Genomic DNA, 17063 nt, shown 5'->3' with positions numbered 1-17063 from the left:
GCCTCGTACGCCCATTAAGGCCCTATATGGTCTGGACCTCTCGATCGCTACGGTGGTACGGCGAGGAACAGCAAGGGGAGGCGCGTGTGACGCGGCACAGCAGGATGCGAACCGGATGGGCCGCGTGCGCGGCACTGGCTCTGGCCCTGGTCACCGGGTGCGACAGTCTGGAGGACGGCGGGACCGCGTCCTCGGGGAGTGGCGGCAGCGGAGCGGAAGCGGAACCCGCCGCCGGGCACGCCGTGAGCCCGCTGAGCAACCCGGACGGGACCAAGCCCGGCCTCGCGGCGGTCACCGGCGACGCCGGCCGGGCCTCCGCCCGGGAACTCATCGAGCAACTGGACACCAAGGGCCGCGGCCCGAAGACCGGCTACGACCGGGACGAGTTCGGCTACGCCTGGATGGACACCGCCGACGGCGTCCCGCTGGCCCGCAACGGCTGCGACACCCGCAACGACATCCTCCAGCGCGACGGCCAGGAGCTGGAGTTCAAGTCCGGCTCCGACTGCGTGGTCGTCTCCATGACGCTGGACGACCCGTACACCGCCAAGACCATCGAGTGGCGCAAGCAGGACGCCGCCGAGGTGCAGATCGACCACGTCGTCCCGCTCTCCTACAGCTGGCAGATGGGCTCCTCGCGCTGGGCGGAGAAGAAGCGGCGGCAACTGGCCAACGACCCCCTCAACCTCATGCCGGTCGACGGCCCCGCCAACTCGTCCAAGGGCGACTCCGGGCCGGCGTCCTGGCTGCCGCCGAACAAGAAGATCCGGTGCGCGTACGCCGTCCGGTTCGCCCAGGTCGCCGTCGAGTACGAGCTGGCGGTGACCACGTCGGACCGGGACGCGCTGCTCAAGCAGTGCGGGGCCTGAACCCGCGCGGCACCCTCCGGACGACAGACCGGGACCGGCCCGCTGGCGGCGCCGGTCCCGGTCGTGACGTCGGTCGTGATGTCGGGCGTGGTTACGGGGCGGGAGGTGCGGGCAGCTCGTTCTGCTCGAAGACGGGGGCGGGCTCGGCCTTGCTGTCGCCGCTGCCGCTGCTGTCGCTGCGGAAGGCGGTGACGGCGCTGGAGGCCCGGTAGACGCGGGTCTGGTTGCTGCTGGTGCGGTAGGAGAAGGCCCAGGTGGGGCCGGAGGTGTTGGTGTAGGTGAAGGCGGTGGGGTCGGTGGCCGCCGCTTCGAAGGTCTCCTGGTTCCAGGTGCGCCAGGTGCCGGAGCCCTGGGTCTGCTCGCCGGTGTTGTAGAGGAAGCCGTCGTCGGCGCGGGCCATGATCTCGGTGATGCCGGTGAGGGGGCTGATGACGACGGACGGGGAGCCGGCGAAGGTCTTGTCGCCGACCTGGCTGAAGGCGGCGGGGAAGGCGGCGCCCTCGGCGGACTGGGTGAGGTGGACGATGTGGCCGTCGGCGTCGCGGGCGAAGACCCCGAGGCGGTAGCCGGGGTAGACGATGACGGACGGGGTGCCGGTGATGGTCCGGTCGCCCAGGGTGGTCCAGGTGCCGACGGCGCCGTTGCTGAACGTCGCGGTCCGGAGCGTGCCGTTCGCGTCGGTGCCGAAGAGCTGGATGCCGTTGCGGACGGTGACAGCGGTGAGCGGACCGGAGAAGCCCTCGCCGCTCAGCGGCATCCAGCCCATGAAGTCCACGTTGGCCCGCTGCTGGACGCGGTACCAGGGCTTGCCGTCGGCGTCCACGGCGAACTGCGCGAGCACTCCGTCCGCCGTCTTCCCGGTCGTCGGGTGCTCCGCCATCGCGCCGGCGAGGTTGATCCAGTCGCCCCAGTCCGGGCTGCTCGCGGCGTGCCGCCGCCACCAGATGTCGCTGCTGACGTTCTGCGCGGTCAGCGCCGTCCGGCCGTCCGGCTGTTCGGTGAGCGTCGGCTGTCCCGAGAACGCCTCGTTGCCCGAGACCGTCGTCCACTGCACGGAGTTGAAGTCCGACGGGTCGGTCTGCCGGCCGTGGACCAGACGCCCGATGTTGTCGGTGTAGGCGTACTCGACCTCCCCGCTGGACGCCTGGAGCACGCTGGTCGGGGTGGCGGACTCGACGCTGATCGAGGGCTTCGCCGGCGTGTGGTTCGCGGTCAGGCGGCAGGCGTCGGGCGCGCCGGTCACGCTGGTGTAGCCGGACCACCAGGTGCCGCTGCCGAGGAGCACGTTGTAGGGGTCGAAGTTGCCCGCGTCCTCCCGGTAGCGGTACTGGCGTACCTCTCCGTTGGGCTTGACGCGGAGGATGGTGTCGCCGCCGAAGGAGGTGAGGTCCTCGGTGTCGCGCCAGTCCGCCCAGCTGACCGTGCGGTGCTGCTCGATCCACCGCTGGCTGGTGAAGTCGTAGCGTGAGCGCGTCAGATCGCCGGTGGCCGAGTCGACTCCGTAGACCACGCCCAGCTCGGTGGCGACGATGAAGCTGTAACGGCCCCAGCCCGAGGCGATCTTCTTGTTGCTGTCCGCGCTCCACGTGTTGGTGGAGCTGGTGTAGCGGGCGTAGCGCAGGTCGCCGTCGCCGTCGACGAACCAGAGGTTGCCGCCCCGGTCCGCGCTGATCTTGTTGCGGTTGGCGTCCAGGCGGTAGCTGCCGTACGAGTCGCTGATCTTGCGGTGGTGGATGTCCCAGGTGCCGGTCGACCCGTCCCGGTGGCTGAAGTACAGGCCGTCCGACTTGATGCCGTAGAAGGTCGCTCCGTTGGCGGTCAGTACGCGCGGGTACTGGTCCCAGCCGGAGTCGATGGTGCCGGCCTCGGGGAGCGAGCCCGTCGCGCCGGCCGGGTCGGCGACGTTGCGCCGCAGCAGGCTTCCCTCGGTGGTGACCGAGTAGAGGGCGCCGGTCGACGTGCAGGTGATCTCGTCCGCGGCCTGGGCGGTGCCCGAGGTGGTGGTCATGGCTATGGGCAGCGCGGCGGCCGCGGTGGTGATCGCGATCATCCGACGGCTGAGCCGTCCACGGGACAGGGGTGACAGGGGTCTCATCGGCATCCTTCCGGACTTCGTGTGATCTGGTCGCCCCGGGTCACGGGACGGCGGGAGGAGGGGGCGGCGCGTCTGCGGTGACGGCTCCCCCCGAGTGGGACATTCGTGGGCCCGGCGCTACCTGTCCGACGGCGCGGACAGGCCGTGCTCCGCACGGACCGGCGCGGGTCCGCGGGCAGCACGGCCGCGAGCCGCGACCGCGCGGGGTCCGGCGTCGGCGACGGGGGCGCCGTCGCCGGTGGTGGGGCGGGAGGCGGCGGGGCCGGCCGGGGTCCCGGAGGTCCGTCGCTCCCGGGTGCGCCGGACGCCGGAACCCCGTGTCCGTCCACCGGCGCCGCGGAGGGTGTCCCTGCCGCGGGCGGACCGGGTCATCGCCTCCGCCGGCCCGGTGCGGGCGCCGCACATGACGTCGTCCGTGGCGTACGGGCGTTGTGTCGACATGTGGATGACGGGAGGCGCGGCGGCTGTCGGCGCGGTCGACGTGACCACGCGACGGCCGAACCGTCTGCCCGATGCGGATCTCATGGACGTCCTTCCAGCTCAGTGCGGTGATTCCGAGCAGGGAAGCAGCGGTTCGACATGATTGCGCACCCCCTGGCAGGGGGACGGTAAGCAGCTTTGGGTTAACGATGCAGTGGCGCGGAGATGAACAACTGACGCGTGTACATGACAAGCAGATGGACAGTTGGTGATCGTCTGGACAGAATCTTCATACAACTCTCAGGATCCATAAGTCGATTCATGACCCACGTGTGGTGCTGAGGGGGAGCTGTGCCTGACTACCGGAGAGTCGCCCGAAGACTGCTGTCCCGTCGGCTGCGCCGCAGTCGCTGGGGCATGGCCCTCGGCATCCTCCTGGCGTCGGTGATCACGGCCAGTTCCCTGGCCCTGTCCGGCACCGGCATCCCGCTGTTCCCCGAGGACCCCCAGGGCCGCGACGCCCCCGACCAGCGGTGGGCGTCCGCCGACGGCAAGGACCACCTGGTCGGCGAGCGGGACGCCAACACCAAGGCCCCGCGGACCCTGCGGTCGAAGTACCCGACGACGGTGAAGAAGGGCAGTGTCGCCGCCGCCGAGAAGAAGGCCCGCAACAAGGCCGAGGCCGTCGCCCCGCCGGCCACCGAGGTCACCGGCTTCGACGCCGACCGCAGCAGGGAACTGCCCGCCGAGCGCGACGGGTTCAGCCGTACCTACGCCAACGAGGACGGCACCCGGACCACCGAGATGTCGCCGACGCCGGTCAACTACCGCGACGCGGACGGTGACTGGCAGCCCATCGACACGGAACTGCGGGCGGACGGCGGCGGCTGGCGCAACACCGCCGACTCGGTCGGCGTACGCATCGACGAGCGGGCCGACTCCGCGCGCCTGGCCACCGTCGAACTCCCCGGCGGCCGCAGCCTGTCGTACGGCCTGAGCGGCGCCGCCGGCGTCGAGGGCAGCGCCGAGGGCAGCGCCGTCACCTACGAGGGTGTCCTCGCGGACACCGACCTGACGCTGGAGTCCCAGGCCGGCGGCGTCAAGGAGACCCTCGTCCTGCACTCGGCCGACGCCCCGACGACCTTCGACTTCCCCCTCGCCCTGGACGGGCTGACGGCGCGGATCGCGGACGGCGCCGTGGAGCTGACCGACGCCAGGGGCCGCGTCGCCGGTGTCATCCCCGCCGGGTTCATGGAGGACTCGGGGCACGGCGGTGAGCAGGGCGCCCCCGCCCGCTCCGAGGACGTCGCCTACGACCTCGTCGAGCGGGCCGGCGGCGGCCAGGCCCTGCGGATCACCGTCGACGCGGACTGGCTGCGGGCCCCGGAGCGGGTCTTCCCGGTCAAGGTCGACCCCTCCGTGGACACCTCGTCCGCCGAGACCAGCGTCTACGTCAAGAGCGGCGGCTCCGTCGTCGGCACCAGCGAACTCCAGGTCGGCAAGGGCGCCGACGGCGCGACCGCCACCTACCTGGGCTTCCCGTCGCTGGACGAGGAGCTGAAGCACCACAAGATCTTCGGCGCCCAGCTCCAGCTCACCAACTACGACTCCGCCTCCTGCAGGGCCCGCCCGGTGTCGGTCCACCCGGTCACGGAGTCCTGGTCCGCCGGCACCGGCCTCAGCTACCCCGGCCCCTCGGTCGGCGGCAGCCTCGCGTCGAAGTCCTTCGCCTACGGCTACATCGCCACCGGCAAGTCCAAGTCCGCCTGCCCCGCCGCCTCCGAGCTGTTCGACCTCGGCAAGTCCGGCCGCGACCTCGTCCAGCGCTGGGTCGACGGTGACCAGGCCAACTACGGCCTGTCGGTGCGGGCCTCGGCCACCGACTCCCTGGGCTGGAAGAAGTTCGCCGGGCACGGCACGGCCAACCCGCCCAAGCTGTACGTCACCCACTCCCCGTACAACGCGAGCTACTCCTTCACCCAGCCCGTCCCCGACCCGCCGGTCCTGCAGAACCAGGCCGGCCAGGTCAAGGTCGCCGTCACCAACAAGGGCGCGCAGACCTGGACGCCCGGCGCCTACTACCTGGCCTACCGGGCGTACGACAAGGACGGCAAGCTGGTCACCCAGCAGCGCGCCGCCAACCTGACGACCAATGTCGCCCACGGCGCCAAGACCACCTTCACCGCGACCATCAAGGCGCTGCCGCCGGGCGCCTACCTGCTGGACTTCAGCATGGTCAGGTCCGGCGGCCCGGTCTTCACCGACGAGCAGGTCGCCCCCGGACGGCTCTCCCTCCAGGTCTTCGACATCGCGCCCGTGGTGCAGGAGCAGTACCCGCCCAACGGCTACCAGGCGCAGACGCTCAGCCCGCAGCTGTGGGCCAGCGCCGTGGACATCGACGCGCCCGCCGGGCAGACGCTCCAGTACAAGTTCGAGGTCTGTGAGCAGGGCGACGACGACAAGCCCGTCGACTGCGTCACCTCCGCCTACCAGTCCAGCCCCGCCTATTCCGTCCCGGCCGGCCGGCTGTCCTGGAACAAGACGTACCTGTGGCGCGGCTTCGCCAAGGACGCGAGCAACGAGGTGCCCACCGCCCAGATCGCCCTGCTCACCTCGGTCCCGCAGCCGGAGATCACCTCCCGGCTGAGCGAGGGGCAGGACCTGGAGTTCGACCCGCAGGTCGGCAACTACGCGACCTCGGCGATCGACGCCTCCCTGGCCGGCGTCGGCCCGGACATGACGCTGGTGCGGACCTACAACAGCCTCGACCCACGCCGCGACCTCGCCTTCGGCACCGGCTGGACCACCCGCTACGACATCCGCCTCACCCCCGACAACGACGGCACCGGCAACGTCGTCATCCGCTACCCGGACGGCCGCGACGTCCGCTTCGGCAAGAACCCCGACGGCTCCTACGCGCCGCCGCCCGGCCGGTTCGCCAAGCTGACCCAGGACACCACCGCCGGCACCTGGACCCTCCAGGACAAGTCGGGCACGACGTACTCCTTCAGCAACACCGGCCTGCTGGTCAAGATCACCGACGCCACCTCCAACGTCGTCACCTACACCTACTCGGGCGGCAAGCTCGTCAAGGCCGAGAACCCGCGCAGCAAACGCTCCCTGACCTTCACCTGGACCGGCTCCCACGTCACCCGGGTCGCCACCAACGCGGTCGACGGGGCCGCACTGGCCTGGACGTACACCTACACCGGTGACGTCCTGGACCAGGTCTGCGATCCCACGGGCGGCTGCACCGCCTACACCTACACCGCCGGCAGCCACTACGCGGCGGGGGTGCGCGACTCGCGCCCCGAGTCCTACTGGCGGCTCGGTGAGGAGGAGGGCACCTCCGCCGAGAGCGCCATCGAGGTCAACCTCGGCAAGGACCGCGGCACGTACGGCGACGTCACCCTCGGCGGCGCCGGCGCGGTCACCGGCGACCCCTCCACCGCCGCCGGCTTCAACGGCACCACCTCCCGGGTCACCCTGCCCGGCGGCACCCTGAAGGCGAGCCGGGACGCGGCCGTCGAGGTGTGGTTCAAGACCATCGCCACCGGCGTCGGCGGTCCGCTGATCGGCTACCAGGACAAGGCGTGGGGCACCGCCCCCGGCACCGGCGTACCCACCCTGTACGTCGGCACCGACGGCAAGCTGCGCGGCCAGTTCTGGGACGGCACCGCCCACCCCATGACCGCCACCACCACCAACGTCAACGACGGCAAGTGGCACCACGCCGTGCTCTCCGTCTCCGGCGCCACCCAGACCCTCTACCTGGACGGCAAGCAGGCCGCCACCCTGGCCGGCGGCCAGATCCAGGCGCAGAACCTCACCCACAACCAGATCGGCGCGGCCCGGCCCAGCTCCCCGGCGAGCTGGCCCGGCTGGGGCGGCGCCCAGGCCCGCTCCTTCGCGGGCTCGATCGACGAGGTCGCCGTCTACCACCACCCGCTGGGCTCCCAGGCCGTCTCCACCCACTACGCCCTGGGCACCAAGGCCGCCGACCTGCTCACCAGGACCACGCTGCCCAGCGGCCGGACCGCCGCCGAGGTGTCCTACGACACCGCCCGCGACCGGGTCAGCGAGTACACCGACGCCAACGGCGGCACCTGGGCGGTGGGCGCCCCCGCCGTCTTCGGCGACGAGGACGACCTGCGCCGCACCGTCGAGGTGCACGACCCGGTCGGCCAGCCGTACTTCTACGAGTACGACGGCATGACCTCCCAGCTGCTGCGCTACGGCGAACCGCTGGGCCTGGGCACCCGCGAGTACGACGGAACCCCCGAGCCGTCCCCCTCCACCTCCCCGCCGACCGAGGTGTGCTCGGAGCCCGACCCCGGCGACCCGATGTTCTGCACCACCCCGCCGGGCAACGACGACGGCAGCCCCGACTTCATCCGGCACCCCGTCGACGGCGTCGCGATCCGCAGCTACACCTACGACGACCGCGGCTACCAGACCGTCACCACCAGCGAGACCGGCGACACCGTCACCCTCGGCTACGACGACCGGGGCAACGTCAACAGCCAGACCACCTGCCGGGCCAAGGGCGACTGCCACACCTCGTACACCACCTACCCGGCCGGCCTGGACGAGCTGGACCTGCGGATCGACCTGCCCACCGAGACCCGCGACGCCCGCTCCAGCAGCGCCACCGACAACCGCTACCTGACGACGTACAAGTACGACGACAACGGCAATCTGCTCTCCCAGAAGAACCCCGACGGCGGCTCGGTCGTCAACACCTACACCACCGGTGTGGAACCGGCCCGCGACGGCGGCAACACCCCCACCGGCCTGCTGCGGACCAGCACCGACCCGCGCGGCGCCGTCACCCGCTACGCCTACTTCAACAGCGGTGACATCGCCGAGGTCGTCGAACCGTCCGGCCTCATCACCCGCTACACCTACGACGCCCTCGGCCGCCGCACCAGCGAGACCGAGATCTCCGACAGCCAGCCGAACGGCGTCACCACCACCTACCAGTACGACAAACTGTCTCGTCTGGTGTCCTCCACGGACCCGCAGGTCGGCGACGCCGTCACCGGGGCGCAGCACCAGCAGCGCACCACGACGACGTACGACCCGGACGGCGTGGTGACGGCCACCGAGATCGACGACATCGTCGGCGCGGACCTGCCGCGCTCGATGACGTACGAACTCGACGACCACGGCCGCCCGGTGCGCGTCACCGACGCCGAGGGCAACGAGACCTCCTACGGCTACGACCCGTTCGGCAACCAGACCTTCATGGTCGACGGCAACGGCAACCGCTTCGAGTACGCCTACACCGCGCGCAACATGATCGCCGAGGTGCGCCTGACCGACTGGGACGGCGACCCCGACGGCGCCGACGGGTCCGGCGAGGACCTGGTCATGCAGTCCTACGCCTACGACATGGCCGGCCGCCTCGCCCAGCACACCGACGCCATGGGCCGCACCCTGGAGTACCAGTACTACGGCGACGACCTGGTCAAGTCGATCACCCTCAAGGGCTTCCACAACCCCGACGGCACCACCCGCGACATCGTCGTGGAGGCCAACGAGTACGACGGCGCCGGCAACGTCACCCAGGAGACCACCGACAACGGGCGGACGGTCACCCGGACGACCTACGACGCCGTCGGCCGGGTCGCCTCCACCGTGACCGACCCCGGCGGCCTGGCCCGCTCCACCAGCTACACCTACGACCTGGCCGGCAACGTCACCACGACGAAGAACGGCGGCAACCCGTCCCACGTGCCGTGGCCGGTGAGCGCCACCCCCGAGCAGGTCGACTACGTCTACGACCTCGCGGGCAACGCCACCAAGGAGATCACCCACAACGGCTCCGGGACGCTGACCACGACGTACGCCTACGACCAGCGCGGCCTGACCAAGACCGTGACCGATCCCGCCGGGAACGTCACCGACTACGGCTACGACGCGCTGGGCCGCCAGATCTCCACGCTGGCGCCCGCCGTCGACACCGAACAGGCCGGCGCCGCCGCGCAGCACACCCGTCCGCTGACCATCGTCGGCCTGGACACCTACGGCGCCGCCACCTCCGTCCAGGACCCCCTGGGCAACGTCACCCGCACCGAGTACGACCGGCTGGGCCGGCAGATCAGCACCACGGGCGCCGCGTACACCGCGCCCGGCACCAGCACGCCGGTCACTCCGACCGCCCAGTACCGCTACGACGCGCTGGGCAACGTGGTCGAGGCGACCGACCCCCTCGACCAGGTCACCCGCTACAGCTACGACCGGCTGAACCGGGTCACCGTCCGCGACGAACCCACCGGTACCGGCGACGACCGAGCCCAGTGGAAGTACACCTACACCCGCACCGGCGAGGTCCTCTCCGTCACCGGCCCGACCGGCGCCCGCGCCGAGACGACCTACGACGACCTGGACCGCCCGGTCACCCAGACGCAGATCGACCGCGAGCCGTACGAGGACGCGTTCACCACCCGCTACACCTACGACGACGCGGGCAACGTCACCGAGCAGACCGACCCCAGCGGCGCGAAGACGTCGTTCACCTACGACAGCCTCGGCCAGATCGTCCGCCTGACCGAACCCAGCGGCACGGTCACCGAGTTCGGCTACGACCTGGCCGGCCGCGAGGTCCGCCGCTCCGACGGCCTCGGCCGCACCTCGTCCCTGCTCTACGACCAGGCCGGACGCCTCGTCTCCGAGTCCGACCTGGCCCCGAACAGCAACTCCCTCCGGACCATCGGCTACGCCTACGACGACGCGGGCAACCTGGTGAGGTCGACCGACCCGCTCGGCCACACCACCAGCTACGCCTACGACGCGCTGGGCAGGCTCACCAAGCAGACCGAGCCGGTCACCGACACCGAGTCCATCACCACGTCCTTCGGCTACGACGCGGCCGGCCACCGCACCCGCTACACCGACGGCCGCGGCAACTCCACCTACTACACCTTCAACACCCTCGGACTCGCCGAGTCGGTGATCGAACCGGCCACCGAGGCCGACCCCGACGCCGCCGACCGCACCTGGACCACGGCCTACGACGCGGCCGGCCAGGCGGTACGCGCCACCGCCCCCGGCGGCGTCACCCAGACCCGCGTCTACGACAACACCGGCCAGTTGATCAAGGAGACCGGCACCGGCGCCGAGGCCGCCACCGCCGACCGCAGCTACGGCTACGACGCGGCGGGCCGCCTGACCTCCGCCGCCACCCCCGACGGCGACAACACCTACACCTACAACGACCGCGGCCTGCTGCTGTCGGCCGAGGGCCCGTCCGGCGAGGCGAGCTACGCCTACGACGACGACGGCCTGCTGACCAGCCGCACCGACGCCACCGGCACGTCCCTGTTCACGTACACCGAGCAGCAGCTGTCCACCGCCAAGGACTCCCTGACCGGCACCAGCCAGAGCTACGCCTACGACACCTCCGGCATGCTCCGCCAGGTCTCCTACGGCGCCGGACAGAGCCGCAGCTACGGCTACGACGACCTGGGCCGCATCGACACCGACACCCTGACCAACAGCACCGGCCAGGCCGTCACCTCCATCGACTACGGCTACGACGACAACGACCACCTGACCTCGAAGAAGGTCACCGGCAGCAACGCGGCCGACAACACCTACGGCTACGACCAGGCCGGCCGCCTCACCTCCTGGACCGCCGACGGCGACACCACGGAGTACGGGTGGGACGCCTCCGGCAACCGCACCCGGGAGGGCGACAAGACCGCCGTCTACGACGAGCGCAACCGCGTCCGGTCCGACGGCGACTACACCTACACGTACAGCCCGCGCGGCACCCTGTCCTCCCGCACCAGCTCAGGGCTGACCGAGGACTTCGCCTTCGACGCCTTCGACCGGCTCCTCCAGGCCGGGGACGTCTCCTACGACTACGACTCCCTGGACCGCGTCGACTCCCGCAACGGCACCGACTTCTCCTACGCGGGCCTCAGCCCCGACCCGGTCGGCGACGGCGCCTCCTCCTACGGCCGCGGCCCGATGGACGAGCTGATGTCGGTCTCCGAGAACGGCACCGCGCAGCTGGTCGTGACCGACTCCCACGGCGACGTGGTCGGCGACTTCGACGCGACGGACTCGGACCTGACGGAGCTGGCGGACTCGACGACGTACAGCCCGTTCGGCGAGGAGGTCGAGTCGCAGGGCGACGGCGAGGTCGCGGGCGAACTCGGCTACCAGGGCGACTACACGGACCCCGACACCGACCAGGTGAACATGGGGGCCCGCTGGTACAACTCCGACACCGGCACCTTCGACTCCCGCGACTCGGTGGACTACGCGGGCGGCGCCTCCATCCTCGCCAACCGCTACACCTACGGCGCCGGCGCACCGCTGGACTACGTCGACCCCGACGGCCACTGGCCGAGCTGCGGCTGGTGCAAGAAGGTCGCCTCCGGGGTGAAGAAGGTCGGCAGCGCCATCAAGAGCGGCGTCAAGAAGGCCGCGAGGGCGGTCAAGAAGGTCGTCAAGAAGGCGTGGCGGGCCGCGGTCTCCGCGGTGAAGGCGGTCGGCCGGGCCATCAGCAACGCGGCCAAGTGGGTCTACAACAAGGCCAAGTCGGCCGTCAGCTGGGTCGCGCAGAAGGTGTCCTCGGCGGTCAGCTGGGTGGCGAGCAAGGCGACGTCGGCGGCGAAATCGGCGGCGGCCTGGGCCCGCGAGAAAGCGGCGGCGGCGAAACGGGCCGCGGTGGCCCGCGCGAAGGCCATCACCAAGAAGGCCAAGGCAGCCGTCTCCTACGCCATCCAGCACAGCCCGCTGCCGGAGATAGCGGCGGCGGTGAAACCCCTCATCTCGGTGACGAAGGACATCGTCTCCGCCGCTGCGAACCTGCCCGCCGCGGTGGTGGACACCGCCCGCAACGTCATCGCGGACGCGGCGCAGGCCGCGACCGACCTGCGGGACGCGGTGGTCGCGGCGGCCGGTGAGGTCGTGGAGACGGTCTCCACCGCGGTCCAGGCCGCCACCGAGTTCGCCCGCGCGGCGGCCCCCTACATCAGGGACGGCCTGAAGGCGGGCCTGGAGTTCGCGGCCGAGGCCTCCGGCTTCAACGACTTCAAGAACTGCCTCACCAAGGGCGACATGGAGGCCTGCGCCTGGGCGGCGGCCACGGTCGCCGGAGCCCTGGCGGGCGGCGCGGGAGCCGGCGTGGTCCGCGCGGCCAAGGCGGGCCGCATGGCGACCAAGGCGGCGAAGTACGCGGACGACATCTCCGAGGCCGCGGACAAGCTGGACACGGCGGTGGAGTACACGTCCTGCGCCGCGGACCTCGCCGGGGTCGCGGCCTCGGCCAACAGCTTCACCGAGGGCACGCTCGTCCTCATGGCCGACGGCAGCCGCAAACCCATCGAGGACGTGGACGTCGGCGACGAGGTCAAGGCCACCGACCCGACGACGGACGAGTCCCCGTCGTCGGAGAAGGTCACCGACACGATCACCGGCAAGGGCGAGAAGCACCTGGTCGCCCTGACGATCGACACGGACGGCGCCGCCGGCGACGCGACAGCCGTCCTGACCGCCACGGAGGGCCACCCCTTCTGGGTCCCCGACCTGAGGGAATGGCTGGACGCCGGCGACCTGAAGCCGGGCCAGTGGCTGAGCACGGGCTCGGGCACGAAGGTCGAACTGACGGCGGTACGGGCGTGGACGCAGAGCACGACGGTCCACAACCTGACGGTGGACCGGGCGCACACGTTCTTCGTGGCGGCGAGCGGGACTTCGGTCCTCGTCCACAACTGTCCCGCAGGTGGTGATGACGCCGCTGAAGAGATGATTCGGATGCGGCACTACACGAATGCCAAGGGTAAGGCGGGAATCAAGCAGAGCGGCGTTATCAGGGCCAGTGACCAGAATAAGGTCTTCCTCGTCCCGGCCAAGGGAAAGCCGATGAGTCCCCGTGACGCCGAGGCCAAGCTGGGAATCGGGCGTGGCAGAGGTAACCATGTTCTGGAATTCGATGTCCCGGCCGGTCGGGTGAAGTCGCGATACAATGCGACGATGGGTATCACCGAATGGGTCGCAGACGGTGATCTTCCGGTCAAGAACATTCGAGTAAAAAGGTGACGGGCGTGGCTCGAACTATTTCGGTGGAACTCGCAGGATTCACTGGTTTGTTCCGAGATCTGGAGGAGTATGTGGTGTCTCTGGATCGGGTATTGTCACGCATCGGGGCGGGAGAGGATCCGCGCATACTCCTCGAGTACGTAGTGGAGTACGGCCTCCCATCGCGACTTGCTCAAGCCCGCGAATTCGTGGGGGACTCCCTCGAACGCGTTATCGGGGCGGAAGCGCTGGAGGAGATCGCCGAACAGGTCGAGGCGTACAGGGACAAGAAATGAGGCCATAGCCTCAGGAGGCCCATCAGCCGGAAAGCTGGTGGGCCTCCGTTCAGCGGATCCACACAGTGAAAAACGAACTGTTCCCCGTCCGACACTGCCTCGTTCACCATCCGTTCCTAACGTCCCGTGATCAAAAGCATCGGCTCCGTGAGGGAAGGACATCGATGAGAGAGACGACGCGAGGCCGGGCCGGTCGCCGGCTGGCCGTGTTCGTGACCGCCGCCGCCGCGCTGCCCGTCGTGGCGCTCGCCCCGACCCCCGCACAGGCCGCCGCCGCGGTCACCTGTGCCAGTACGGGACCGACGTACGCCGTCGACACGGCCGGGAACCTGCTGCGCCAGGCCATGCCCACCCCCCTCACCGGCGGCACGATGCCGTCGCCGAGCACGATCGACACCGGCTGGTCCGGCTACGGCCAGGTCATGGCCGGCCCGGACCAGGAGCTGTACGGGGTCAAGTCCGACGGCCTCTACCTGAGCCGGCGCACCGGCTCCGGCACCTGGGACATCCACCACAAGAAGATCAGCAACAACTTCGGCCAGTACCAGCAGGCCGCCGACCGCGACAAGATCACCGTCGACCGCGCCGGCCACATCTGGCGGCTCGACGAGAACGGCGCCCTGCGCTGGCACAAGTACTACGCGGACAGCAGCTCCTGGTACCCCGGCGGCGACAAGATCGTGGACGCGGACTGGAGCCGCTACGACGCCATCGTCGCCGGTGACGAAGGGGTGATCTACGGCCGGGAGACCGCGACCGGGTCCCTGTACCGCTCCCGCTACGACTTCACCAGCCAGCGCTGGACCGAGCGGCACATACGGGTGTCCTACTCCGGCTGGAACACCGAGGGCGACCTGGCCTCCCTGGGCGGCGACACCCTGCTGCGCGTGATGCCGGACGGCAACCTCCGCTACTACCGCTACGACGAGGACACCGACGCCTGGGCCGTCGCCGCCAAGGTCATCGGCTCCGACCGCTGGGCCGGCTACCGCAACGTGACCGCCGCCCCCGACACCTGCTCCATCACCGCCGACCACACCCCGCCGGCCCCGCAGATCACGGTGGAGCCCCACAGCACCACCAGCGTCCTCCAGGCCTCCGCCGGCACCGTGGAGTACGCCTACACGGACGGCATCGGCCGGCTCGTGCACGGACGCCAGTCCGACCCCTCCGACTTCAACAGCGTCCAGTGGACCGTCGTCGACGACCAGGAGGGATTCACCGGCCGTCCGTCGCTCGCCGAGCACCCCGACGGCCGCGTGGTGCTGACCGCCCACAACCTGAACGGCGACATCTGGACGCGCGACCAGGCCGCCCCGGCCGGCGCCGACTGGTCGAACTGGACCGACCTGGCCGGTCGGATGGCCCAGCACGCCACCACCGCGAAGCTGCCCGACGGCCGTCTGGTCCAGTTCTCCGTCGACGCGCAGGGCAGGCCCTGGTACCGCGCCGAGCAGGAGGCCAACGGTTACTTCATGAGCTGGCTGCCGCTGAGCGGCGGCAGCCACACCCAGCCGCTGACCGCCGTCACGGTCCGCGACGGCATCCAGCTGTTCGGCGTCAACGCCTCCGGCACCCTGACCACCGCCCACTTCAGCGACGGCACCCTCTCGGCCTGGACCAACCTCGCCGGTACGGGCTTCACCGGCACGCCGGCCGTCGTGGTCTACCCGGGCTACCGGCTCGCCGTCTTCGCCCGTGACGCCGACGGGCACATCGTCACCCTGGCCCAGTCGTCCGAGGGCGGCGCCTTCCCCGGCACCTGGTCCCAGGTCGGCGACAAGACCTTCGCCGGTTCCCCGTCCGTCGTCATCAGCCCGCTGACCGGCATCACCGAGATCATGGCCCGCGCCGACGACGGCTACCTCTACAACACCGGCGAGCAGACCCAGGGCTCCGGCACCTGGCGCACCTGGAAGCAGGAGACCCACGAGGCGGCGGCCACCGACCCCACCGCCTTCACCTACACCAACACCTCCGGCCCCACCTGGGCCTTCTCCTACCGCACCGGCACCAACCAGACCCGCGTCTACGAGGCATCCAGCGCCACCGCCTCCGCCGCCGCCCGCACCACCGCGGCCACGGCCCCGCCGGCGCCCGTCTTCACCGCCCACGAACTCCCGGCGCCCACGGACGAGCGGTCCCGCTAGTCCGGCACCCGCCAGCACCGGCCGGTGCGGTGCGGCGGTGCCCGATGTCCCGGTGAATCGTTGGTCGAATGGGTTGGCCGGAGCCCGCCCACTGCCTACCATCGATCACCGCAAGACCTTGTGCACCGTCGCACAATCTCCAACGGGAGGTCCCCTTGCACCGCCGCCGTCGCACCGCGCTCGTCCTCACCGCCGCGATCGCCGCGGCGGCACCGCTCCTCACCGCCTGCGGGAACGACGCGCACCCCGGCGCGGCGGCCGTCGTCGACGGCCGGCGGATCACCGTCGCGCAACTGGAGGACCGGGTCAGCGAGGTACGCGCGGCCCAGCGCGCGGCCGTGCCCGACGAGGCGCAGTACGCGCAGGCCATCTCCAGGACCGGCAGCCTCACCCGCGACACCCTCCAGAGCATGGTCCTCGACCGGGTACTGCACCGCGCCGCCCAGGACGCGGGCGTCACCGTCACCCGCAAGGAGGTCCAGCGGATGCGCACCGGGCTGGAGCAGCAGGCCGGGGGAGCCAAGGCGCTGGAGACGGTCTGGCTCCAGCAGTACGGCATCGCCCCGGGGCGCGTCGACGACAACCTCCGCCTCCAGCTGGAGGCCCAGAAGCTCGCCGAGCACCTCGGCACCGACACCGGCCAGCCCGCCTTCTGGAAGGCCCTGTCGCAGACGTCGGAGAAGCTCGACATCGACCTCAACCCGCGCTACGGCACCTGGGACGTCGAGAAGAGCAGCCGCGCCGACGCGAAGACGCCCTGGGTACGGGAGGTCGCGCCGGCGGGAGTGCCCCAGGCGACGTGACGGGACAGCCGTAAGCCGCCCCTGTGGACAACTCCTGGGGCGTCCGGCGCCGTGCGTTACGTTCGAGGTGTGAACGCCACGAGTCCCGAAGCCGTCGCCGGCCAGGCCCCCGCCCCCGGCCGCGTCGTCCTGCTCACCACCAGCCACCGCGTCGCCCCCGGCCTGCTGTCCTGGCCGGCCTGGCAGGCGCTGCGCACCGCCGACCGCGTGCTGTGCGCGGACGGCGCGCACCCGCAGCTCCCGTATCTGCGGGAGGCGGGGATACGGGTCGACGAGTCGGCCCCCACCGCCGAGGAGCTGGTCGACGCCTGCGCGGGCGGACACACGGTGGTGGTCGTGGCGACCGGCGAGGGGGAGCCGGCCCTGACGGACGGTCTGGCCCGGCTGGCCGGCTC

The 17063-nt window shown here is 70.9% G+C and carries 7 protein-coding genes and 1 pseudogene; 6 read left to right on the top strand and 2 right to left on the bottom strand.

From position 1 onward, the window contains the following. Window positions 1-86 precede the first annotated feature (86 nt). Entirely contained in the window at window positions 87-869 is a 783-nt protein-coding gene (locus J7I94_RS32705) for an HNH endonuclease family protein (protein ID WP_308114798.1), read from the top strand. 91 nt (window positions 870-960) lie between these two features. Here J7I94_RS32705 and J7I94_RS32700 read toward each other — a convergent pair whose 3' ends face one another. Next, complete coding sequence (locus J7I94_RS32700; protein WP_215173066.1) at window positions 961-2964, bottom strand: tachylectin-related carbohydrate-binding protein; 2004 nt, start codon at window positions 2962-2964, stop codon at window positions 961-963. 117 nt (window positions 2965-3081) lie between these two features. After that, window positions 3082-3405 (bottom strand): hypothetical protein, encoded by a 324-nt coding sequence (locus J7I94_RS32695; protein WP_215173064.1) that lies wholly within the window; start codon window positions 3403-3405, stop codon window positions 3082-3084. A 330-nt stretch (window positions 3406-3735) separates the two neighbouring features. On the opposite strand from J7I94_RS32695, the gene J7I94_RS32690 reads away from it, so the two are divergent. The 5 genes and pseudogenes from J7I94_RS32690 to J7I94_RS32670 all read left to right on the top strand — a co-directional run. Further along, window positions 3736-13440: an HYD1 signature containing ADP-ribosyltransferase family protein gene (locus J7I94_RS32690; RefSeq protein ID WP_215173063.1), complete on the top strand. Its 9705-nt coding sequence runs from the start codon at window positions 3736-3738 to the stop codon at window positions 13438-13440. A gap of 5 nt (window positions 13441-13445) precedes the next feature. Continuing rightward, entirely contained in the window at window positions 13446-13715 is a 270-nt protein-coding gene (locus J7I94_RS32685) for a hypothetical protein (RefSeq protein ID WP_215173061.1), read from the top strand. Between the two features lie 164 nt (window positions 13716-13879). Continuing rightward, window positions 13880-15865, top strand: coding sequence for a tachylectin-related carbohydrate-binding protein (locus J7I94_RS39095; protein ID WP_215173059.1), 1986 nt, complete (start codon window positions 13880-13882; stop codon window positions 15863-15865). 155 nt (window positions 15866-16020) lie between these two features. Then, the gene (locus J7I94_RS32675) at window positions 16021-16668 is read left to right on the top strand and encodes a SurA N-terminal domain-containing protein (protein ID WP_215173057.1); all 648 of its coding nucleotides are present in this window, start codon (window positions 16021-16023) and stop codon (window positions 16666-16668) included. Window positions 16669-16737: 69 nt separating this feature from the next. Next, window positions 16738-17063, top strand: a pseudogene (locus tag J7I94_RS32670) (nucleoside triphosphate pyrophosphohydrolase); the annotation flags it as partial.

Source organism: Streptomyces sp. ISL-12, assembly GCF_018614415.1.
Lineage (GTDB): Bacteria > Actinomycetota > Actinomycetes > Streptomycetales > Streptomycetaceae > Streptomyces.
The sequence above is the reverse complement of the archived record's forward strand: the minus strand, read 5'-3'. Positions and strand labels throughout refer to the sequence as shown.

What these genes read in the sequence shown, in the direction of transcription:
- J7I94_RS32695 (WP_215173064.1), bottom strand. Translation starts at nt 3,405, where the DNA reads ATGTCGACACAACGCCCGTACGCCACGGACGACGTCATGTGCGGCGCC.
- J7I94_RS32700 (WP_215173066.1), bottom strand. Translation starts at nt 2,964, where the DNA reads ATGAGACCCCTGTCACCCCTGTCCCGTGGACGGCTCAGCCGTCGGATG.
- J7I94_RS39095 (WP_215173059.1), top strand. Translation starts at nt 13,880, where the DNA reads ATGAGAGAGACGACGCGAGGCCGGGCCGGTCGCCGGCTGGCCGTGTTC.